The sequence below is a fragment of the Maribacter luteus genome, from assembly GCF_009674825.1.
GTDB classification, from domain to species: Bacteria; Bacteroidota; Bacteroidia; order Flavobacteriales; family Flavobacteriaceae; genus Maribacter_A; species Maribacter_A luteus.
This window is the reverse complement of record NZ_WKJH01000026.1, coordinates 98,889-118,930: the sequence shown is the minus strand read 5'-3', so window position 1 is coordinate 118,930 and position 20,042 is coordinate 98,889. Positions and strand designations below refer to the sequence as shown.

The 20,042-nt window shown below is 38.7% G+C and carries 22 protein-coding genes and 1 other RNA gene; 10 read left to right on the top strand and 13 right to left on the bottom strand.

Annotated elements, in window-relative coordinates:
- Positions 1 to 143 precede the first annotated feature (143 nt).
- Entirely contained in the window at positions 144 to 776 is a 633-nt protein-coding gene (gene trhA, locus GJ691_RS16285; RefSeq protein WP_154368811.1) for a PAQR family membrane homeostasis protein TrhA, read from the top strand.
- An 18-nt stretch (positions 777 to 794) separates the two neighbouring features.
- Here trhA and GJ691_RS16280 read toward each other — a convergent pair whose 3' ends face one another.
- Positions 795 to 1,223 carry a DUF4268 domain-containing protein gene (locus tag GJ691_RS16280; protein ID WP_154368809.1) on the bottom strand — a complete coding sequence of 143 codons (429 nt, stop codon included), beginning with the start codon at positions 1,221 to 1,223 and terminating at the stop codon, positions 795 to 797.
- Positions 1,224 to 1,895 (bottom strand): ZIP family metal transporter, encoded by a 672-nt coding sequence (locus tag GJ691_RS16275; protein ID WP_154368806.1) that lies wholly within the window; start codon positions 1,893 to 1,895, stop codon positions 1,224 to 1,226.
- 80 nt (positions 1,896 to 1,975) lie between these two features.
- On the opposite strand from GJ691_RS16275, the gene GJ691_RS16270 reads away from it, so the two are divergent.
- Both GJ691_RS16270 and GJ691_RS16265 read left to right on the top strand, forming a co-directional pair.
- Complete coding sequence (locus GJ691_RS16270) at positions 1,976 to 3,145, top strand: THUMP domain-containing class I SAM-dependent RNA methyltransferase (protein ID WP_154368804.1); 1,170 nt, start codon at positions 1,976 to 1,978, stop codon at positions 3,143 to 3,145.
- 3 nt (positions 3,146 to 3,148) lie between these two features.
- Entirely contained in the window at positions 3,149 to 3,382 is a 234-nt protein-coding gene (locus GJ691_RS16265) for a hypothetical protein (RefSeq protein WP_154368802.1), read from the top strand.
- Positions 3,383 to 3,416: 34 nt separating this feature from the next.
- On the opposite strand, the gene GJ691_RS16260 is transcribed toward GJ691_RS16265, so the two are convergent.
- The 4 genes from GJ691_RS16260 to GJ691_RS16245 form a co-directional block, all read right to left on the bottom strand.
- Positions 3,417 to 4,211, bottom strand: coding sequence for a DUF6048 family protein (locus GJ691_RS16260; protein WP_154368800.1), 795 nt, complete (start codon positions 4,209 to 4,211; stop codon positions 3,417 to 3,419).
- The gene (locus tag GJ691_RS16255; RefSeq protein WP_154368799.1) at positions 4,192 to 4,686 is read right to left on the bottom strand and encodes a DUF6452 family protein; all 495 of its coding nucleotides are present in this window, start codon (positions 4,684 to 4,686) and stop codon (positions 4,192 to 4,194) included. The genes GJ691_RS16260 and GJ691_RS16255 overlap by 20 nt, the downstream gene beginning before the upstream one ends.
- Before the next feature lie 4 nt (positions 4,687 to 4,690).
- On the bottom strand, positions 4,691 to 6,100 hold the full coding sequence (gene rlmD, locus GJ691_RS16250) for a 23S rRNA (uracil(1939)-C(5))-methyltransferase RlmD (RefSeq protein WP_154368797.1): 1,410 nt from the start codon (positions 6,098 to 6,100) through the stop codon (positions 4,691 to 4,693).
- A 226-nt stretch (positions 6,101 to 6,326) separates the two neighbouring features.
- Entirely contained in the window at positions 6,327 to 7,499 is a 1,173-nt protein-coding gene (locus GJ691_RS16245; RefSeq protein ID WP_154368795.1) for a mechanosensitive ion channel, read from the bottom strand.
- 205 nt (positions 7,500 to 7,704) lie between these two features.
- Between GJ691_RS16245 and rocD the strand changes: the two genes are divergently transcribed.
- Positions 7,705 to 8,982, top strand: a complete 1,278-nt coding sequence (gene rocD / locus GJ691_RS16240) for an ornithine--oxo-acid transaminase (protein WP_154368793.1) — start codon at positions 7,705 to 7,707, stop codon at positions 8,980 to 8,982.
- A gap of 58 nt (positions 8,983 to 9,040) precedes the next feature.
- Here the strand turns inward: rocD and GJ691_RS16235 are convergent, their stop codons facing one another.
- Genes GJ691_RS16235 through GJ691_RS16225 form a run of 3 tightly spaced genes read right to left on the bottom strand, consistent with a single transcriptional unit; the run spans position 9,041 to position 9,988 of the window.
- Positions 9,041 to 9,364 (bottom strand): CCC motif membrane protein, encoded by a 324-nt coding sequence (locus GJ691_RS16235; protein WP_317666071.1) that lies wholly within the window; start codon positions 9,362 to 9,364, stop codon positions 9,041 to 9,043.
- Between the two features lie 16 nt (positions 9,365 to 9,380).
- Positions 9,381 to 9,707, bottom strand: a complete 327-nt coding sequence (locus GJ691_RS16230; protein WP_154368791.1) for a CCC motif membrane protein — start codon at positions 9,705 to 9,707, stop codon at positions 9,381 to 9,383.
- Positions 9,708 to 9,727: 20 nt separating this feature from the next.
- Complete coding sequence (locus GJ691_RS16225; protein WP_343033491.1) at positions 9,728 to 9,988, bottom strand: DUF2752 domain-containing protein; 261 nt, start codon at positions 9,986 to 9,988, stop codon at positions 9,728 to 9,730.
- A gap of 99 nt (positions 9,989 to 10,087) precedes the next feature.
- Here GJ691_RS16225 and GJ691_RS16220 point away from each other — a divergent pair, with 99 nt between their 5' ends.
- The gene (locus tag GJ691_RS16220) at positions 10,088 to 10,636 is read left to right on the top strand and encodes a Smr/MutS family protein (protein WP_154368787.1); all 549 of its coding nucleotides are present in this window, start codon (positions 10,088 to 10,090) and stop codon (positions 10,634 to 10,636) included.
- A 1-nt stretch (position 10,637) separates the two neighbouring features.
- On the opposite strand, the gene GJ691_RS16215 is transcribed toward GJ691_RS16220, so the two are convergent.
- The gene (locus tag GJ691_RS16215) at positions 10,638 to 11,141 is read right to left on the bottom strand and encodes a hypothetical protein (protein ID WP_154368785.1); all 504 of its coding nucleotides are present in this window, start codon (positions 11,139 to 11,141) and stop codon (positions 10,638 to 10,640) included.
- Between the two features lie 102 nt (positions 11,142 to 11,243).
- On the opposite strand from GJ691_RS16215, the gene GJ691_RS16210 reads away from it, so the two are divergent.
- Positions 11,244 to 12,392: a cysteine desulfurase family protein gene (locus GJ691_RS16210; protein ID WP_154368783.1), complete on the top strand. Its 1,149-nt coding sequence runs from the start codon at positions 11,244 to 11,246 to the stop codon at positions 12,390 to 12,392.
- Here the strand turns inward: GJ691_RS16210 and GJ691_RS16205 are convergent.
- Genes GJ691_RS16205 through GJ691_RS16195 form a run of 3 tightly spaced genes read right to left on the bottom strand, consistent with a single transcriptional unit; the run spans position 12,389 to position 17,251 of the window.
- The gene (locus GJ691_RS16205) at positions 12,389 to 13,051 is read right to left on the bottom strand and encodes a hypothetical protein (protein WP_154368781.1); all 663 of its coding nucleotides are present in this window, start codon (positions 13,049 to 13,051) and stop codon (positions 12,389 to 12,391) included. The genes GJ691_RS16210 and GJ691_RS16205 overlap by 4 nt on opposite strands.
- 32 nt (positions 13,052 to 13,083) lie before the next feature.
- On the bottom strand, positions 13,084 to 15,552 hold the full coding sequence (locus GJ691_RS16200) for a carboxypeptidase-like regulatory domain-containing protein (protein ID WP_246200210.1): 2,469 nt from the start codon (positions 15,550 to 15,552) through the stop codon (positions 13,084 to 13,086).
- 4 nt (positions 15,553 to 15,556) lie between these two features.
- Entirely contained in the window at positions 15,557 to 17,251 is a 1,695-nt protein-coding gene (locus GJ691_RS16195) for a M23 family metallopeptidase (RefSeq protein WP_154368779.1), read from the bottom strand.
- Between the two features lie 269 nt (positions 17,252 to 17,520).
- Between GJ691_RS16195 and GJ691_RS16190 the strand changes: the two genes are divergently transcribed.
- The 4 genes from GJ691_RS16190 to rny all read left to right on the top strand — a co-directional run bounded on the left by GJ691_RS16190 (position 17,521) and on the right by rny (position 19,904).
- A complete protein-coding gene (locus GJ691_RS16190; protein ID WP_154368777.1) occupies positions 17,521 to 17,811 on the top strand; it encodes a hypothetical protein in 291 nt (96 codons plus the stop codon).
- A gap of 14 nt (positions 17,812 to 17,825) precedes the next feature.
- The gene (locus GJ691_RS16185) at positions 17,826 to 18,122 is read left to right on the top strand and encodes a cell division protein ZapA (protein WP_154368775.1); all 297 of its coding nucleotides are present in this window, start codon (positions 17,826 to 17,828) and stop codon (positions 18,120 to 18,122) included.
- A 53-nt stretch (positions 18,123 to 18,175) separates the two neighbouring features.
- Positions 18,176 to 18,285, top strand: a non-coding RNA gene (gene ssrS / locus GJ691_RS16180) — 6S RNA.
- Between the two features lie 50 nt (positions 18,286 to 18,335).
- Positions 18,336 to 19,904 carry a ribonuclease Y gene (rny, locus tag GJ691_RS16175; RefSeq protein ID WP_154368773.1) on the top strand — a complete coding sequence of 523 codons (1,569 nt, stop codon included), beginning with the start codon at positions 18,336 to 18,338 and terminating at the stop codon, positions 19,902 to 19,904.
- Positions 19,905 to 20,042 lie beyond the last annotated feature (138 nt).

Sequence of the window (20,042 nt, the reverse complement as noted above, 5' to 3'; positions counted from 1 at the left end):
CGTCTGCGCCGATGGTACTGCTACACCAAGTGGGAGAGTAGGCCGCCGCCTTTTTCGAAAGTCCCTTACAGAAATGTAAGGGACTTTTTTTATGCCTTGAATTTCGCTATTTTGTAATTTTGTAAGCTTAATAAGTGAGCAATATGGTCAAGGAATTAACTTATCATACCGAAGAAAAATGGAATGCTTATTCCCATGGTCTGGGAATTCTTTTTGGTGTTTTTGGATTGTATTATCTATTGCAACAAAATACCGATAAGACGGAATATGCCCAAATGAGTATAATCATCTACAGTATATCATTTATGGTGCTGTTTTTAGCCTCTACACTTTACCATTCCGTTTCCAATCCTGAATTAAAACGAAAATTGAGGGTGTTTGACCACATCAGTATTTATTTGTTGATAGCGGGCACTTATACCCCCTTGGCTTTAATAACATTGGAAAATGGCAAGGGATGGCTTATATTCTATGTGGTTTGGGGTATTGCTGCGGTGGGAACCTTATTAAAAATCTTCTTTACCGGTAGATTTGAAGCACTTTCCTTAATCTTATATCTTGGAATGGGTTGGTTGATTGTAATGGACTTTTCCAATATTATGGCCTATACATCAAAGCTTGGTATACAATTACTCTTTTTAGGTGGGGCGTTTTATACGGTCGGTACTATTTTCTACGCTTGGAAACGTATACCTTACAATCATTTTATATGGCACCTTTTTGTACTAGGTGGCGCTATTAGCCACTGGCTTTTTATTTATTATGATGTGGTTTAATATAATGAATACGAATAGTCAAGGTTCTATTATTTCCTTATAATCAATAAAGAAGGCTTCAAAAAGTAACATATTATCGTTCAAAAATTCCATCGTTTCCCTCCATGTATTTTTATTATGAATGGAGACATTATTCAATACTACATAAGCCCTGGAAATTTCTTTCCCATTATCCAGTATCAGGGAATCGTTGAAAATAACTTCGGGTAAATAATCATTTTTCAATAAAGATCCTACGGACAGCAATTTATCCCACAACTCCATCCGTACGGCAAGGTCAGAATGATCAATATCGAGCGATACCATGGCCTTTTTCATTTCAAAATGGAACTTAAGGGCAAGTCCCTTTATCTTGGTATCGTATAATATCCATTTACGGGGAAATGATTTTCCGAAAGAAATCCAGAATTCTTGACGTAATCTTTTAGATTCTTCCTTGCTGAACATTTAAAGCAAATAAGCGATTATTATTCCAAGCATGATAACGACCAATTTTCGTAGATTAAATTTGTGGCCTTCAGAACTTTCAAAGAGAATTATGGTAGATATATGTAAAAACACACCAATAACCAATGCGGTAATGGGTGCATAGTATGTGATCGCAAAATCGAAATTAGCTGCTAAGTAATTTCCCAACGGGGTCATCAATGAGAAAAGAACCATGAAGAAAAGGGCATAGACCATTTTAATCTTGGAGTTAAGTAAGAAAATGCTCAAAACAATGGCTATAGGTATTTTATGTACAAGAATACCATAAATAAGATGATCGTGTTGGTGAATGGGAAATCCTTCGAGTAATGAGTGTATGGATAAACTGATAAAAAGTAACCAAGGGAAATTCGTCTTTTCAGTATCGATATGCATATGGCCATGTTCAGCTCCTTTGGAAAAGAATTCCAAAAAGATCTGTAATAAAATACCGAGCATAATGTATACGCCTATTGTCTTTGAATCTGATACTTCATATACTGAGGGGAAGAGTTCAAAAATAGTCAAAGAGAGTAAAAAGGCCCCGCTAAAAGCCAATAAGAGCTTAAAATTGGTATTGTTCGTAGGTTTTACAATGTAAACAAAGGCAAAACTCAATAAGACGCCTAAAATGAGTAGGACATATGTCATTAATGCAGGTTTAGTTTTAAATACAACAGTCGTTGATGGCGCAAAAATACTGTATTTTTGTCGCAATCTTTGTAATGCATATGAACAATAATTTTAGAATGGTAGCCAAAACCTTATTTGGTTTTGAAGAGCTTTTGGCCAAAGAATTACGTAACCTTGGTGCCGGAAATGTAAAGGAAGGGGTAAGGAGCGTTTCTTTTGAAGGGGATACCGGTTTTATGTACAAGGCCAATCTTTGTTTAAGAACGGCAATAAAAATTATAAAGCCCATTCATTCCTTTAGTGTACGAAATGAAAATGAACTGTATAGAAAGGTCTATCAAATGGATTGGAGCGAATTTCTTTCGGCCGATGCTACCTTTGCTATAGATACTACCTTGTTTTCAGATGTTTTCACCCATTCACTTTATGTGTCACAGAAAATCAAGGATGCCATTGTTGATAAATTCAGGGATACTGATGGCCACCGACCAAATGTAGATGTGAAGTTTCCTGATATGCGTATCAATGTACATATTCATAAAGAACATTGCAATATATCTTTGGATAGCTCAGGTAGATCCCTTCATCATCGAGGATATAGGACCGCGACCAATATAGCACCCATTAACGAAGTATTGGCTTCTGGACTGTTATTGATGAGTGGATGGGATGGGCAATCCGATTTTTTAGATCCTATGTGCGGTAGTGGTACCTTTTTAACAGAAGCAGCAATGATTGCCTGTAATATTCCGGCGAACATCAATAGGAAGGAGTTTGCATTTGAAAAATGGCACGATTTTGATCAAGAATTATTCGAGAAAATCATTGATAGTAGTTTAAACAAAACGCGGGAGTTTCATCATAAAATCGTAGGTTATGATAAGGCCCCTTCTGCAGTACGCAAATCTATTGACAATATTGCCAATGCGAACCTCTCTGAATATATTACGGTGGAGCGTAAAAGCTTTTTCGATTCTACAAAATTTACCGAGAATCATTTGCATATGGTTTTTAATCCGCCCTATGGGGAACGATTGAATCTTGATATGGAGGAGTTTTATTCCTCTATTGGCAATACCCTAAAACAGGAATATCCGGGAACCGATGCTTGGCTCATAACATCGAATTTAGAAGCTTTAAAATTCGTGGGCTTGAGACCTTCTCGAAAGATCAAGGTTTTCAATAGTCATTTAGAGTCACGTTTGGTAAAATATGTGATGTATGAAGGGAGTAAAAAGGCTAAATACCAAAATAAGGATAACGCTTAGTTTATGAAGCCTAAAACACGTGCTGGTGTATACAATTTCTTGGGATTTGCCATATTGTTCCTGATTTTACGTTTTGCCCTGGGATATTTTTTTGATGGTATAGGAAGGTTCTACTTGGCCTTGGCCTCGGCAATCGCAGCAAGTGTCTTGGCTCCCAAATTTGCTGTGGTCAAAGAAGGGGCGCGTGAAAAATTAATGATGAAATGGATTTTCATCAAAGGTTTTCGGGAAATTTAGGTCTTTCCCCGAATCGGTACAAAATCAGGAAAAATTAATTTGAAGGTCCGTTATTTGGCTTTTCTGGTCGTTCAGGCCTGGGCTCCATTTCAGGTTTTTTCTTTTTAGGCTTGTTGGCTTTCTTGTACAACGGAATCATATAGGTGATAGAATAGTTATATCCTATGCCGAACTTGCTGTCTTCGGTAACCTTATTAAATCCGGGTATAAAAAGGTTGGGGAAATTTTCATCTTCCTTATTGCTTACTAAAAGGCCGACCCTAGCGCTTCCGCCCAAATATAAATTTTTAAAGAGTTCAGCTTTTATCCCTACAACAAATTCCAGCCAAGCAGCATTCAATCCATCATATTCTTGGGCTATATCAGAGCCAGATGCAAAATCATCCTCATACCAATATCTATCGGAATTGAAATATTGATAATCGTTCAAGGTCTGACTGAAACTACTGAAGGCAAGTCTACCGCCTATAAAAATGGAATTGTCCATTCCATACCAATTTTCATAGGTGTTGTAGTCTATTCCTGCTTTCAAATAACTTCCAGAAGTCGTGAAATTATATAGATCTTCTTGTTTGGTTTTATCTTCCGTTCCCAGTTCCGCAGCTAGATAAAGTTTTTGGGAAAGCCTATAATCACCAACGATTTCCAATCCCTTATAATCGTCACTGGTTTGGGAAATTATAATCCGACTTAAATCGACACCAACCCTTAAACCGTAAGATTGTTTATGTACGACCGTATCCTTAGGTTGAAGGTCTATGGGTTCTTTTTGTGCCCATCCTGCGAATACACATAAAAGAAGACTAAGGCTAGTGAAATATCTTAACATGGGCTGAGTCTGAATTTTCAATGGAGGTGTTGACTATTTCGATACTTTGTATCCAGTTATCCGCATCTGAGGTTAAACTGTCACTAAGATTTTCGTAATTTGCGATATATCCGCAGGCACGGGAAATAAAAACGGACTTTGTTTCATGTGAGAAAGTAAGTACATCAATATTCTCGGTGTCTTCCCCTGATAATTGTCTGGATATCACAAATGAAGTGAAAGTGGAAGTGGCTCTTAATGGAAGAGCGATGGAATCCAAGTCGGCATTGTCGATGATGTCCAATGTGTCGGTTTCCGAAAGTCCCCTAACTTCAAGACTGGTAACATCTTTTAATTCGGTGGTATCCGAAGCATCATAAAACCGAATAACCAATAAAGGTTCATCACCATCTACACAGATATCATCTTTTTCACATCCTGAAAAAGAAATTACACCAATAATCAGGATTAGAACTGCAATACTTATTTTTTTCATGTGGCTATAACTTTTCCAAAAGTACAACATTTTCTACGTGATGTGTTTGCGGAAACATATCTACGGCCTGTACTTTGGTTATGGCATACATATCTTTCATTAGGGCCAAATCCCGAGCTTGTGTGGCACTATTACAACTGACATAAACTACTTTCCTCGGGGCAATGTTCAATATTTGCTGTACAACATCTTTATGCATACCATCCCTAGGAGGGTCGGTAATAATGATATCGGGCGTACCATGTTTTTCTATGAACTCAGTATTGAAAACATTTTTCATGTCACCAACATAAAAGTCCACATTTTCTATTTTGTTATTGGCTGCGTTGGCCTTCGCATCGGCTATGGCCTCTGGTACAGATTCTATACCCACAACTTTCTTTGCTTGTTTAGAAACGAATTGGGCAATGGTGCCTGTACCCGTGTAAAGGTCATAAACCAGTTCGTTTCCTGTTAGCCCGGCAAAATCCCTAGTCACTTTGTAAAGTTCATAGGCTTGTTTGGAATTGGTCTGGTAAAAGGATTTTGCATTTATCATGAACCGTAGTCCCTCCATTTCCTCTATAATATGGTCCCTTCCTTCAAAGCATATGATTTCCTGGTCATATATCGTATCATTCTGTTTCCCGTTGATTACATATTGCAATGAGGTAATTTCAGGAAACCGTTCTTTTAAATGGTTCAATAAAAGTTCTCTTTGAACCTTGTTGTCTTCGAAACACTGGAGTACGACCATGATTTCACCTGTAGAAGCGGTTCTGATCATTAGGGTGCGAAGCATTCCATGTTGATTTCGCGGATTAAAAAATGTAATGTTGTTCTTTAAGGCGAAATCTTTCACTGCCAATCGAATGGCGTTCGATGGGTCGGCCTGAAGATGACACTTTTTAATGTCCAGTATTTTGTCCCACATTCCTGGGATATGAAAACCTAAAGCATTCCTGTCTTTAATTTCAGCGTCCGATTGAATTTCTTTCAAGGATAACCAACGGCTATCCGAAAACGAGAACTCCATTTTGTTGCGATAAAAATACTGGTCCTTAGATCCTAGAATGGGGTTGGGTTCGGGCAGTTCTAAGTGACCAATACGTCTTAAATTGTTCTCAACTTCTTTGTGTTTGTAAAATAGTTGGTGTTCATAGCCCATATGTTGCCATTTACAACCACCACAAACCCCAAAATGTTCGCATTGGGGTTCGGTTCGTTTATCCGAATAGGAATGAAAGTTCGTGGCAATACCTTCGAAATATGATTTTCTTTTTTTTGTTGTTTGCACATCCACAATATCGCCCGGTACCGTATTGGTTAAAAAAATAACCCGGCCATCGGGAGCCTTGCCAATGGTTTTTCCTTTGGCCCCGGCATCGATAACTTCAACATTTTCGAAAATCTGTTTTGTTTTCTTTTTCCGCATGCAGCAAAAATACTAATAGCTTTGCATTTATTACGGGTATCTTTATTAGGATAGTAATAAAAATATCCTAAAAGATATTCCTTTCATGTTTTCCAGTGGTTTTTAGAATAATTGAACATTCCACATAACCAATATTTTCAAGCAAGGATCGGGTATGGATAAAAAAAAAGGGATTCTGAATTTCAGAATCCCCTAGGTTGCTAAATACAAATAATCTATACGATTATTATTTCTTCTGGTTGAACTTATCCAAGATACGTTCCATTTGTTTGCCGGCAGCCGCTCGCCCTCCAAGACCAAAGGAAAGAGCTATGGTAATGGCGACGGTAGCCAAGGTAATACCGAATGCCATATTTATTATTTCGTCCCCGATCCCCATAGTTTTCAGACCCATGGCCAAGAAGATGGCGAGTACACAAATCCTAAGTATGGAAGCGACAAATTGGTTGTTATTGCTCTTTGAAAGGCTTTTGTAGGCGATACCCGAAATCCAATTACCAATAATAAGGATTATCATTCCGAAAAGGATGTTGCCCGCTACACCGGCTATGTTGTTTAGTATTTCGGTTAGCTTAATGAACTCTAATTTTTCAATGGCGGTCATTAGGCCAAAAAGTACGATAAAGAAGAATGCAAGGTTACCTACCAATTTAGGAATATTGGTTTTGGCGGTTATCCCTTCGAGGTTCATACTGCTCAAAAGCTCGTTTATTTTTAGGTTTTCGAGAAGGTCACTCAATAATTGAGAAACGAAACGGCCACCGACAACGAAGAAAATCAAAATGATAACAGCGACAAGGATTCTTGGTATAGCGGCGAAAAATTGCTCTAACATTACAGTTGCCGGTTCTGAAATCGTATCCATGTTCAAGATGTTCAAAGCCGTGATCAGCATAGGAATGAAGATGAAGATGAAAACCAATTTTTTTAAAATACCCACAAGATTCAGGTTGTTGGGCAGTCTTAATTTAGGTACGAAATTCTGAATCGTATCACCTGATAGCCCGACCAATTCAGAAACGATGGTCGCTAACATGTAGCCAATGTAGCCTACAAGACCGGCACCTACGATATTGGGAACAAAGGCCAAGAAATTGTTGAGCAGATTCTTAACGGGATCCAGTACATTGGTCATGCCTAGTTTTTCAAGGGCAAGCATGAAAACGAATATCATGGCGAGAAAATACACCAGTTTTCCTATGAAACTCGAAAGTTTCATTTTGTCCGAGCTAAGCCTATCATCTATTTTGGTTCTTTTGATCAGCTTTGTAATCAATCTTTTTATAAAGCCGGCAATAAGTGAGCCTATGATAAGGATTAAAATGGCTGCAATCGTATTGGGTAAGTAATCACCAAGCGAACTGGATAAACTGTTCAAGGTGTTTTGTAGATAATTCATTAGTAGTGTTTGTTTAATGGTTACGTTTAAAATTATGATATTTGTAAAGGATTAAATCCTGATTCAAATTCGTTTAGATCCAAATCGACAATGGCCTATAAATGATCGATGAAAGGATATAATTTCTATTTTTGTTTTCTACAGTAGGATGATTTCTCTCCCAAAGAAGGAATTGCTAAAGTTTTATATTAAAAAATCAATTAACATGTCAGTCTTAGAAAAAATGAGTTCTAAAGAGGCTATCGCTTTGGAGGAAAAGTATGGAGCGCATAACTACCATCCACTACCTGTTGTGTTGAGCAAAGGGGAGGGAGTTTATGTTTGGGACGTTGAAGGAAAAAAATATTATGATTTTCTTTCCGCGTATTCTGCAGTAAATCAAGGGCATTGCCATCCTAAAATCGTTGGTGCATTAAAATCACAAGCCGAAGAATTGACCTTGACCTCAAGGGCATTTTATAATGATATGCTCGGAAAATATGAAAAGTATGTTACCGAGTATTTTGGTTTCGACAAAGTTTTACCAATGAACACAGGGGCCGAAGCGGTTGAAACCGCTATTAAATTGGCACGTAAGTGGGGGTATGAGAAAAAGGGAATACATGCGAACCAAGCGAAGATCATTGTTTGTGAAAATAACTTCCATGGTAGAACGGTTACCATTATTTCGGCATCTAACGATCCGGTGGCAACTGAGAATTTCGGACCTTTTACTCCGGGAATCGTTTCTATACGTTATAACGACATCCAGGCCTTGGAGGAAGCTTTGGAAGATGAAAATGTTGCTGCATTCTTGGTTGAACCTATACAAGGCGAGGCAGGTGTTTTTGTTCCTGATGAAAACTATCTAAGTGAAGCTTTACAATTATGTAAGTCGAAGAACGTATTGTTCATAGCAGATGAAGTGCAGACCGGGATTGCAAGAACGGGTCGGCTTTTGGCCACCTGTGGCAATTGTTCATGCACGGATAAATCATGTAGTGGCGTTCCTGAGGTTAAACCTGATGTACTTATTTTAGGTAAGGCGATTTCAGGAGGGGTATTCCCGGTTTCCGCTGTATTGGCCAATAATGATATTATGGAGGTGATACGTCCCGGCAATCATGGTTCTACCTTTGGGGGTAATCCTTTGGCCTGTGCAGTGGCCATTGCTGCCTTAGAGGTTGTGAAAGAAGAAAAACTTGCTGAAAATGCAGACCGATTGGGTAAAATTTTCAGAAGTGAAATGGAAAATTTGATCAAGCAGACCGATTTAGTATTAAAGGTTCGGGGCAAAGGTCTTTTGAATGCCATTTTGATCAATGATTCAGAAGACAGTTCCACTGCTTGGGATATTTGCATGGCCCTAAAGGAAAACGGACTTTTGGCCAAACCAACGCACGGAAACATTATTAGGTTCGCACCACCTTTGGTAATGACCGAGGAGCAATTGATGGAGTGTGTTTCAATTATCTCAAAAACAATAAAAGAATTCAAAAAGTAAAATAAAAAATCCCCTGAACATCTGTTCAGGGGATTTTTTTAAATCAAAATTGTACTTTCTATAATGCAAAATCAGATCCAGATGCGGATCCTGCAATTATTGCGGCAATTACCCCAAAATAAATGATGGTGAAGACCAATAATATCGCGGCCAATGCAATACCGATATAAGAAAGGATTCTTCCGGTTTTTACATTTTCATATCCATTATATCTATCAGGTTCAACATTGTAGATGCGTTCGGCCTTTTTAGCCTTAGATAAGGCGATAATGCCGAAAATACCCCCAAATGGGCCACAACAAAAGATAGTCAAAGCAATTGACAATATGCCAAAAGTCAATACATTCCCCGAATCGGGTAAAGTTTCTCTATTCATATTCATTATTAAATCGATTGGTTTATTGCCATTGATCCATCATGTCCTGCACTTGTTCCATATAGGCATCCCAACCACCCATTTGTTGTACGGAGTAAATGGTCCATATTAGTGAAATAACCCCTAAGACAAGTCCTATGATTGCCACGATTTTCGCTGTTTTCAGGGTGCTGAAATTACTGTAGTTTTCAGGGTTTTGCTTATAAAGGTTTTCATCTTTTTTAGTTAAGAGTAAAGCAATACCAGAAAGGATTATACCTCCGATCCCGGCACTAAAGCAGCAGCAAATAAAAGATACTATCGATAGTACTATCGATATTGTTACATTAGGTAGTTTTTGTTGTTCCATAATTTTAAGGTTTTTGGTTGTTATATAAATTTTAAAATATAGTTGCCGAGTATCAACACAACACTCGATATCATTAAGGTGATAATAATCTTATTTGCATATTTGATTGTAAAAAAACTGTCAGCCAATAAAAAACCCAACAAGGGAATAATGGTATATATGGCAGGGTACATGGCGAATGCATCAGCAAACTCTCCATGAAGCAGAAACGAGATAGCACGCTGGGCACCGCAACCAGGGCAATCGAAGCCAAATAATTTCTTGTTTAGACATGGAAGCATATAATCATCCAAAGAAATCATGAAATTCGCCAATTGCATTTTTACATTTATTATTGATTGGGAAAATTAACTATTATTTTTGGGGTATAAAACAAATTTATGCGGCTTTTTAAAGTAGGGGACAAAGTAGAGGTGTTAGATGAAATGTTAAGTGGGGTAGTGGTTTCCGTTACCGATACTGGAATCACCGTTGAATCTGAAGATGGTTTTGTCTTGCAATTTGCACCCAATGAACTGGTTAAGCGTTCCCCTGCCGATGACATACGTGTTACAAATTATGAAGTGGCCAAAGTAAAGGCTGAAAAAGAGACTGCCAAAAAGAAAAAAGCAACCATACCCAAGACAAAAGAACGCAATGCACCGAGAATGGAGGTTGATCTACATATTAACCAATTAGTAAAATCCCCAAAGGGGATGAGCAATCATGAAATGTTGAACCTACAAATGGAAACGGCCAAACGACAATTGGAATTTGCCATGCGTAAGCGCATTCAAAAGGTAGTTTTTATCCACGGTGTTGGTGAAGGTGTGTTGAAAGAGGAGCTTAACTTTCTTTTTGGAAGGTATGACAACGTTAAGTATTATGATGCCGATTATCAGAAATATGGCTTAGGGGCAACAGAGGTCTATATTTATCAAAATAGTTAAGCTATTCCACTGTTGTAGTCACTGTTCCAAAATCATTGATGCTCAAATCGGTAATACGGCTATCGTCCGAAGTAATGAAAGAAATCTCACTTAAGGTGATTGTATGGGTAAAGGTTATGGAATCTTCAGTTGTTGTATTGATCAGTACAGATCCGCTTTCAGCTTCAATTTCATCAATAACGCTTGGGGTTGCTTCCGGAATATCGCTACAAAAATAATCACTGTCCACATCATCGGAAAAAAGACGATAGGTTAGGAAGGATTCATCATTTACCTCACTGGTTATCGTAGTTTCCGAAACCTCATTTTTTAACACGTCATCGGGCAATACTAGGATCAAGGCCTCATCATCGTTAATTTTGAAAAGTACAGTGCTTTCGCCAACGGTAACATCATCACAATATTCGATATCCTCGCTGTCAAAATCTATGGTCTCTATTTGTAAATCACCGTCATTACATGATGCCAGCAGGGTGAATAGGCTTAAAACGAATAGGTTTTTCATGCGTCAAATTTAAATGAAATAAACAAGAAGTTTATCTTCTTTGGGATAGATTTTACATTTTAATCCGTTAATTTTGCCTCAATTTTAGCTTAGCGCGTACCCATGAAAAATGTTTATTTAGACAATGCGGCCACTACCCGAATACGGGAAGAGGTCATAAGGAAGATGCAAGGGGCATTGGCTGATTATTATGGTAATCCTTCATCGACCTATGGTCTTGGTCGTACGGCTAAAACGGCTGTGGAAACGGCGCGTAAGAACATTGCCAAACAATTAAAGGCACACCCATCAGAGATTATCTTCACATCTGGAGGTACCGAGGCAGATAATATGGTACTTAGGAGTGCTGTTCGTGATTTGGGGGTCGAAACCATTATAACCTCTAAAATAGAGCATCATGCAGTATTGCATACTTCACAGGCTCTGGAAACCGAATTCGGTATTGCGTTAAAGTATGTTGACTTAGACGAAAATGGGAGTCCTGAACTTTCACATTTACGGGAATTATTGCAAGCAGACGATACTAAGAAGTTAGTAAGTCTAATGATGGTGAACAATGAAATCGGAAATTTATTGCCATTAAAAGAAGTGGCGGAACTATGCAAGGCAAACTCAGCTTTATTTCATTCCGATACCGTACAGGCTGTTGGTCATTATTTGTTGGATGTTAGTGAGATACCTATAGATTTTATGGCTGCCTCGGCACATAAATTCCATGGGCCCAAAGGCGTCGGTTTTGCATTTGTCCGCAATAATTCAGGTCTTAAACCCATGATTTCGGGAGGTGGTCAGGAAAGGGGACTTAGGGCCGGTACGGAATCTGTACACAATATAGTGGGTTTGGAAGAGGCATTTAAAATCGCTTATGAAAATCTTTCTGATGAGCAATCCTATATAGAAGGACTAAAAAAATATTTTATTGATCAACTCACAGAACAAATACCGGGCGTGTTTTTTAACGGATTTTCCAAATCTTTGGGAAAAAGTACCTATACCCTGGTGAATATTGGTTTGCCCGTTGATGATGAAAAATCGAAAATGCTTTTGTTCAATTTAGACATGAAAGGGATTTCCTGTTCCAAAGGAAGTGCTTGCCAGTCTGGTAGTGATGCTGGGTCACATGTTTTGAATGAAGTACTAAGTAAGGAAGAAATGAAGAAAACGTCTATGAGATTTTCTTTTTCTAGCTATAATACCACAGAAGAATTGGATTATACGATCAATACGTTAAAACAGCTTATTGGGATTTAGGCTTTACTCTTTTTAATCTTGTCTTTTTTCTTTTCACGGTCATAGGGGAATTTACGTGTAGCAAGTTTCATCATCTTATCAATAAGGTCATAGGTGTTCTTGCCTGTTTTTTTGTCTATTTTTTTCTCATATTTCCAAAGTAATTTGCCTGAATCGCCATCACTGATCTTAATACCGATTCGCCCATAGTTGGAATCTCCCAAGAAATAATCCACAAAACTGAATTCAGTGGGTATTCCTTTCGAAAGAAGAATGTTGAGGTCAATGCTCCCACTTATCAGGCCATCAACTTGTAAAATCTCACTTAGTTGCTTCGTGGTGTAGATGTCAATATTCTCATAGGTGATGTTGTTCTGGGCCAAAATGGCATTGGTGTTCTTTGTGTTTTGGAATTCGACTGAGAATTTCTTTTTTTTCTTTCGGTTTGAGAAATAAGTTTCCAAGGCACTTTGAACGGCATAACCTTCCCTTTCTTTTAAACGCTCCAATTCTTCCTTATCGATATCATGTTTCAATTCCAAATTGGTAAGAAAAGGAAGAATGGCCAATACTTTATGGTTTTGACTCAGATAGTCGAAATTTTTATGCTCATAGATGTTTTTTTGGGCACTCGCCAACATGCCGGATAAAAAGAGCATCAATACAAATAACTTTTTCATTACTTTTATTTTTAACGGCTGCCTCATTTTTATTACATCCGCATTTTAAGTCGTAGGTTCAGTACCCGACTCGTCATATAATTGGGGACAGCAAATTCATTTTTGCTTTCCACATCCTTGACCCACGTATTGGTAATCGAGTTTTGGTTGTTGAAAAGGTTAAAGATTTCAAAACCAAGACTCAGTTCCTTTATCCTGTGTAACCAGTGATTTTTAGGATACCTTTTTTCCGCGGATACAAAAATATGGGAAATTCCTAAATCAGCACGCTTATAATCTCTTAATCTATTCTGAAAATCATATGGGTCTGCATAGCTCGGGGATCCTCCGGGAACCCCGGTATTATAGATCAGGTTGAGATACATTTTTAAATTAGGGATGGTAGGAACGTAATCTTGAAAAAGAATACCCAATTTCAGGCGCTGATCGGTTGGTCTTGGTATGTAGCCCTGATTGTCAATATTTTCCTTGGTTTGCAAATACCCCAGGCTGACCCAAGATTCCGTCCCGGGAACAAAGGCTCCGTTCAATCGAACTTCTGCCCCATAAGTATATGCCTTTGCATTGTTTTCCGCTGCGTAACGAATGCGCACATCATTCAATGTGTATGGGTTTACATTGTCCAATTTTTTATAGTACGCTTCACTGATTAGGGTAAAAGGTCGCTCCCAAAGTTCAAAGCTATATTCATTACCGATGACATAATGAATGGACTTTTGTGCTTTCACATCTGGATTTATATTTCCTGTGGCATCCCGTAATTCCCTATAAAATGGGGGTTGGTGATAAACACCTATAGATGTTCTGAAAAGCATATCCTTTTTCCATTTAGGTTTAAAAGAAAACTGTCCCCTAGGGCTGAAAACGATTTGGGAGCCATTTGATATACCTTTTCCGCCCACATGCCAATAATGTGTTCTTACCCCTATATTGTAATACATATCACCCATGTCCAAAGACTTGCTCTCACCAAATTGTGTGTAGGCTGAAAGACGATTGGTTTTTACAAAGTTCCTCGCCGATATTCCTTGATAGGGCACAAGGGGGGAAACAAAAGGGGTTTCTGGTTGGTTGTTCACGTATTCGGCAAATGGAGGGCGTACTGAGAAACCTGCGGAATCCAGAAAAACCGATTCACGTAGTTGATCCCGTATATCTTCGTGTGTGTATTTTATTCCCCATTGTAATTTCTTTTTTCCTGTAGAGAAAATACCGCTTTGTTCTAGATTGAATATCAAAGCGTCCAATTCGTTTCGTGCCCTTGAGAATTGACCCCCCACTCCGCGTGCTATGGTTACGTCACCTAGATTTTCGCTTCCCAAATCAGTATTGACCTGTCCTATGGCGTAACGGGCAACGACATCGGAGTATTCTTCTTCAGTGGTATGGTAAAGGGAGGAAATCAGTTTTAACGTTACTGATTCATTCAAGTGGTAGTTGGCTTTTATGGCACCAAGTGCCGTGGCATATCTATTGTTTTCGCTACCTGAATAACGGATTAGAAGGGTTTTTGGGTCAGAAATGGTCCCAAAATTAGTCTGTCTGTCCAACGGTTCATTTTGATAGTCGTTGATTGAAAGGTTTCCGAAAAAATCTAAATGTATTTTGTTCGATATACGATAGGTGAGATAACTCTGGACATCCGCAAATGTTGGCTTAAAATTAGTATTGGTCTGTTGACTATTGACTAATAGGCTGTTGTTCCTATATCTTATTCCCGTTACGTTGGAGATTTTTTTGTTTTTGGAAAGGGTCTCCATGGCAAGGCTTGCACCTAAAAGACTTACATCTAATTGCGCACCGAATTCGGTTGGGTTTTTATAAGTGATATCCAAAACTGAAGAAAGCTTGTCCCCATATTTTGCCTGAAAACCACCAGCGGAAAATTCTACCTTTCGCACAAGGTCGCTATTCACGATACTGAGGCCTTCTTGTTGTGCGGCCCGGATTAAAAACGGGCGATAGACTTCAATTTCGTTGATGTATACCAGATTTTCATCATAGTTGCCCCCACGTACCGAATATTGGGTGCTGAGTTCGTTATTCGATGTTACACTCGGTAAAAGTTTTAGAATATTTTCAACCCCGGCATTGGCCCCAGGAATTTTCCTGACCATTTGTGGGGAGATACTTTTTATGCCTTCTACTTTTTTTTCACCACTCGCCGAAATGGTGACCCCTTCGATTTGGGTTATTTTGGTGTTTAGAACCGGATTGAATTCGTAGATTTCATTCGAGTTAAGAATCAATCCTTCTAAAATAACCTTACCATGGCCTACGTGTGAGAAGGTAATTTTGTTCTCTTGATCGGCAACGATATGTAAGAGATAATACCCTTGTTCGTCGGTTGTTGTTCCTTGGGCGAGGCTTGTTATGTTTACGGCCGGTAAAGGGTCATTGTTTTCATCAAATACGATACCTGTTATAGTTGCTGTTTGCGCTTTGGTGTTTGCGAACAGGCAAAGGAAAAATAGCAGGAATACTGTCTTGGGACACTTCAACGTGTTATTTTCTAAAAAAGGTGACCTCGTAAGTGGTACTGTTACCTACGTTATCTTTAACATTGACCTTAAGCAAGCATTGTTTTTTATCCAAAATCTTATCGTCAAAGTTATAAGTAAGGGTTCTTGTTTTGGGTTCGTACTCCATCAATATCCATTCCCCGTTCAAAGTTGCGGAATATGTATCTATACCGCTGAGATCATCTGAAATCAGCAGGCTCAGGTATTTATAATTGGTAAGCCATTGTTTGTTCTTAAAGTTTTTTGTCCTGATTGTTGGGGCTATGGTATCCTTTGCCAGGGTGTACGTGCCGAGATAGCGGGTGCGTGTGCTGAATGTGTTGCCTCTTTTGTAAGTAGATGTATAACTAGGTTTCAAATCCTTGTCCAATCGGGCAATGAAAAGCTGTTTTCGTTCTTTAGCTGTATATTTGGTAACATCAAAGGTCAAGGTGAAATTCTTATGTGCCGGTACTCGATTATTATGAATCATTACCGTATCGGTTCCTTCCTTTAGATCCATATAGAAATTCTCATAGAAAGTATTGGCAGGGAAGTACACTTTCGCTATTCCCAAGTCAAAATTGTTGGGGCGTTTGGCAATTATGTAGTTCTCCGTTTTAGGAGTTTCGTCCTTGATCTTTAAAATTTGTTTTTTGCCCTCTACGGGAATAACCAATTTGGTCAAATTACCTTCCAGGTCATAGATCAATATTTCAACGGTATAGGATAATCCTTCATTCACTTTAATCTTACCATCATTGACCAAAGTGTTGTAAATACTTAAATGGTTTCCGGGGCTCTTGAAACATTTTTGAATACGTTGTCGATATTTACCAAAATGGTCATAATCGATCAAGGTGTTTATATAACGTGTTTCAGCAAAAGAGAAGCTTTCGAAGTCATAATCGGTATAAACTTGTCCGTTTACCAATTGCCGAACCGAATAGACACCATTTTTGTTCGCGGCCAGGTCTTGGCGGTCAAAACCGACAAAACCAAAACCAATGGTTCCTAGGGCAGTTACTTTATCAGCAAGAAAAGAACCATCTTTTTGTTTTGTAAAATTAATCTGGGTTTTAGTGGCACTTTGGTTTAATTGTGCGTTTTCGGAAAGCGGATAACCGTATAGGCCCAATAAGGTGGGATTGGTAGCATCCCTAACCTCTAGTCCATATAAAAGCGGGTTTGTGGGTTTTTCAGAAATACTGCTTCTGATTTCAAAATGTAAATGAGGTCCCGATGAACCACCGGTATTTCCACTATAGGCAATGATTTCGCCTTTCTCTAATTTGATTTCACCGTATTCGGGAAAAGCTTCTACTTCATATGATTTTTTGTTGTACTGGATCTTTTTAATGTATTCCTCGATCTTAGGGGAGAATTTTTGCAAATGGCCATACACCGATGTATAACCGTTGGGATGCGCAACGTAAAGCACTTTTCCGTATCCCCATAATGCGACTTTGATGCGGGTCACGGTACCGTCCCCTATTGCATATACCGGTAATCCTTGTCTTTGTTGGGTCTTGATGTCTATTCCGGAATGAAAGTGATTGCTTCGTAGTTCTCCGAAAGTACCGGCCAGTATTAAAGGAATGTCCAAAGGTGAACGAAATTCGTCTTGTGGGTAACGGGTATCTTGGGCAGAAATGGCCAAAGGAAAAAGTAATAGAAATATAAGAAATCTTCTGCTCATACTATTTTTTAGTTGATCATGCAGTGACCTAAATCGGCACTTACATTTTAAGAATGTGTTATTGCAAAGCGCAAATAAGCGATAAAATTAAACAGATGTATACAATTAACCGCCTTCTTCTTCAAAAAACTCTTGCGAATTCATAATGTTTCACCTTTTATGCCTCTTAATATCAGGATTTAAAGTATTACTTAAAGATTATTTTGAAAAAGTATTGCCCAGTCTTTATATCTATGTTAACTTTGTGTAATACGCATTGAGTATTGTCTATGAGTGAATTGGTTAAAATTGTTGATTCCTTGGAAAACAAAATCAGTAAGTTGTTACATCAATTGCAGATGTTACAGCATACTAACGATAAGTTGAAAGAGGAGTTGGTTTCCACAAGGAACCAAATGCATTTGACCGAGAAAACTGTTTTCGAATGGGAACAGAAATATAATTCGCTAAAGCTTGCAAACTCGATGCTTGGCAGTAATACAAATAAAACAGAAGCTAAGCTTAAGATAAATACATTAATCAGGGAGTTGGACCATTGTATAGCCCAACTTGCTGAGTAACGTTAAAAATTGGAATGTCAGAAAGGCTCAAAATCAAACTTTCAATTGCCGATAGGGTGTACCCCTTGACAATTGACCCTAGCCAAGAAGAAGGGTTACGTAAGGCAGCAAAGAATATTGAGCAACTGGCAAAGAAATTTGAACAGAATTATGCCGTTAGGGACAAACAGGACGTACTCGCAATGTGTGCTTTACAGTTTGCCTCTAAAATAGAACAACGCGGTATAGAACAATCTGAAGGTAACGAGGAAGCCACGGCGCGATTAAAAGCGTTGGATGAACTGTTATCCTCAAAGCTTGGTATAAAATAAGTTCTTTAAAATAGCATTAAGTTACTGCCCACATTGGTATTATCTTTTGACAAACTCAACATTAATTTGTTTAAAAAGGGTGAGTTTAGATTGTAAAAGCAGGCCTTACTAGTATAAGGATCCTTGATCAGTCTGTTAGCCCTAAACCTGTTTTCTGGAGTTTGTACAAAACTTCCCCAATGTGGGTTTTTTTTTACATTAAATTATTAAATTATGGACAGTACCACACTTATATTAGTTGCATTAGGAGGCCTCATCATAGGATTCATTGTGGCGAAGATCATGGAAAAAGGGAGAGCCTCTAAGACCATTTCCAACGCTAAAAAGGAAGCTAATGCTATTCTTAAAGAGGCAAATCTTGAGGGGGAGAACGTTAAGAAAGATAAGATATTACAGGCTAAGGAAAAGTTCTTGGAGCTTAAGGCAGAGCACGAAAAAGTAATTATCAACAAGGATAAAAAAATTGCCGAGGCCGAAAAGCGTACTAGGGATAAGGAGTCCCAAGTGAGCAATGAGCTTGCAAAGAATAGAAAACTGAATGAGCAGTTAGATAGAAAAATCAAGGATGTGGCCCATAGGGAGGAATTCTTCAATAAAAAACAGGAAGAGCTGGATAAGTTGCATAGCAACCAAGTACAGCAGCTGGAAGTTATTTCAGGATTGTCTGCCGAAGATGCGAAAAGCCAGTTGATGGAGTCATTGAAGGAGACTGCCAAAACAGATGCCATGGCTTATCTACAAACTACCTTGGAAGAAGCCAAGTTAACGGCCCAACAAGAAGCACGGAAAATAGTCATCAATACCATACAACGGATCGGTACGGAAGAAGCAGTGGAAAACTGTGTGTCCGTTTTCAATTTGGAATCGGATGATGTCAAAGGTCGTATAATTGGTCGTGAAGGACGTAACATACGCGCTATAGAAGCTGCCACTGGCGTAGAGATCATTGTAGATGATACACCGGAAGCCATTATTCTTTCCTGTTTTGATTCCGTTAGAAGGGAAATAGCAAGATTGTCGTTACATAAATTAGTAACTGATGGAAGGATCCATCCGGCACGTATAGAGGAAATCGTTCGTAAGACCGAAAAACAAATTGAACAGGAAATCGTAGAAATCGGGAAACGAACCGTAATCGATTTAGGTATCCATGGCCTACATCCCGAATTGATAAAGGCAGTAGGTAGAATGAAATATCGTTCCTCTTATGGTCAAAACCTATTGCAACACTCCAGGGAGGTTGCCAAACTTTGTGGGGTAATGGCGGCAGAATTAGGATTGAATCCTAAATTGGCGAAAAGGGCCGGACTCCTACATGATATAGGTAAGGTACCGAATACTGAAGCTGAGGTAGAAACACCACATGCCATTTTAGGTATGCAATGGGCAGAGAAATATGGAGAAAAACCAGATGTTTGCAACGCAATCGGAGCCCACCATGATGAAATTGAAATGAAGACATTGATCTCGCCTATCATTCAGGTTTGCGATGCGATCAGTGGTGCCAGACCAGGAGCCAGACGCCAGGTGTTGGATTCGTATATACAACGTCTTAAGGACTTGGAAGAAATAGCTTTTGCTTTTAACGGTGTTCAAAAAGCCTACGCAATACAGGCAGGTAGGGAACTTCGTGTGATTGTTGAAAGTGAGAAAGTGAGCGATGATAAGGCAGCGCAACTTTCTTTTGAGATTTCCCAAAAAATACAGACCGATATGACGTATCCTGGACAGGTTAAGGTAACCGTGATCAGGGAAACACGATCGGTAAATGTTGCCAAATAAGGCATAAAGACCATACAATATGAAAGGGGCCATTTGGCCCCTTTTTTTTGGTATACCGATGTGCAATTAGGACAAAGTATGATCTATGTCATCTTTTTATAGGGTAGATCGGTTTAAATTTGCTGGTATTTTAATTTT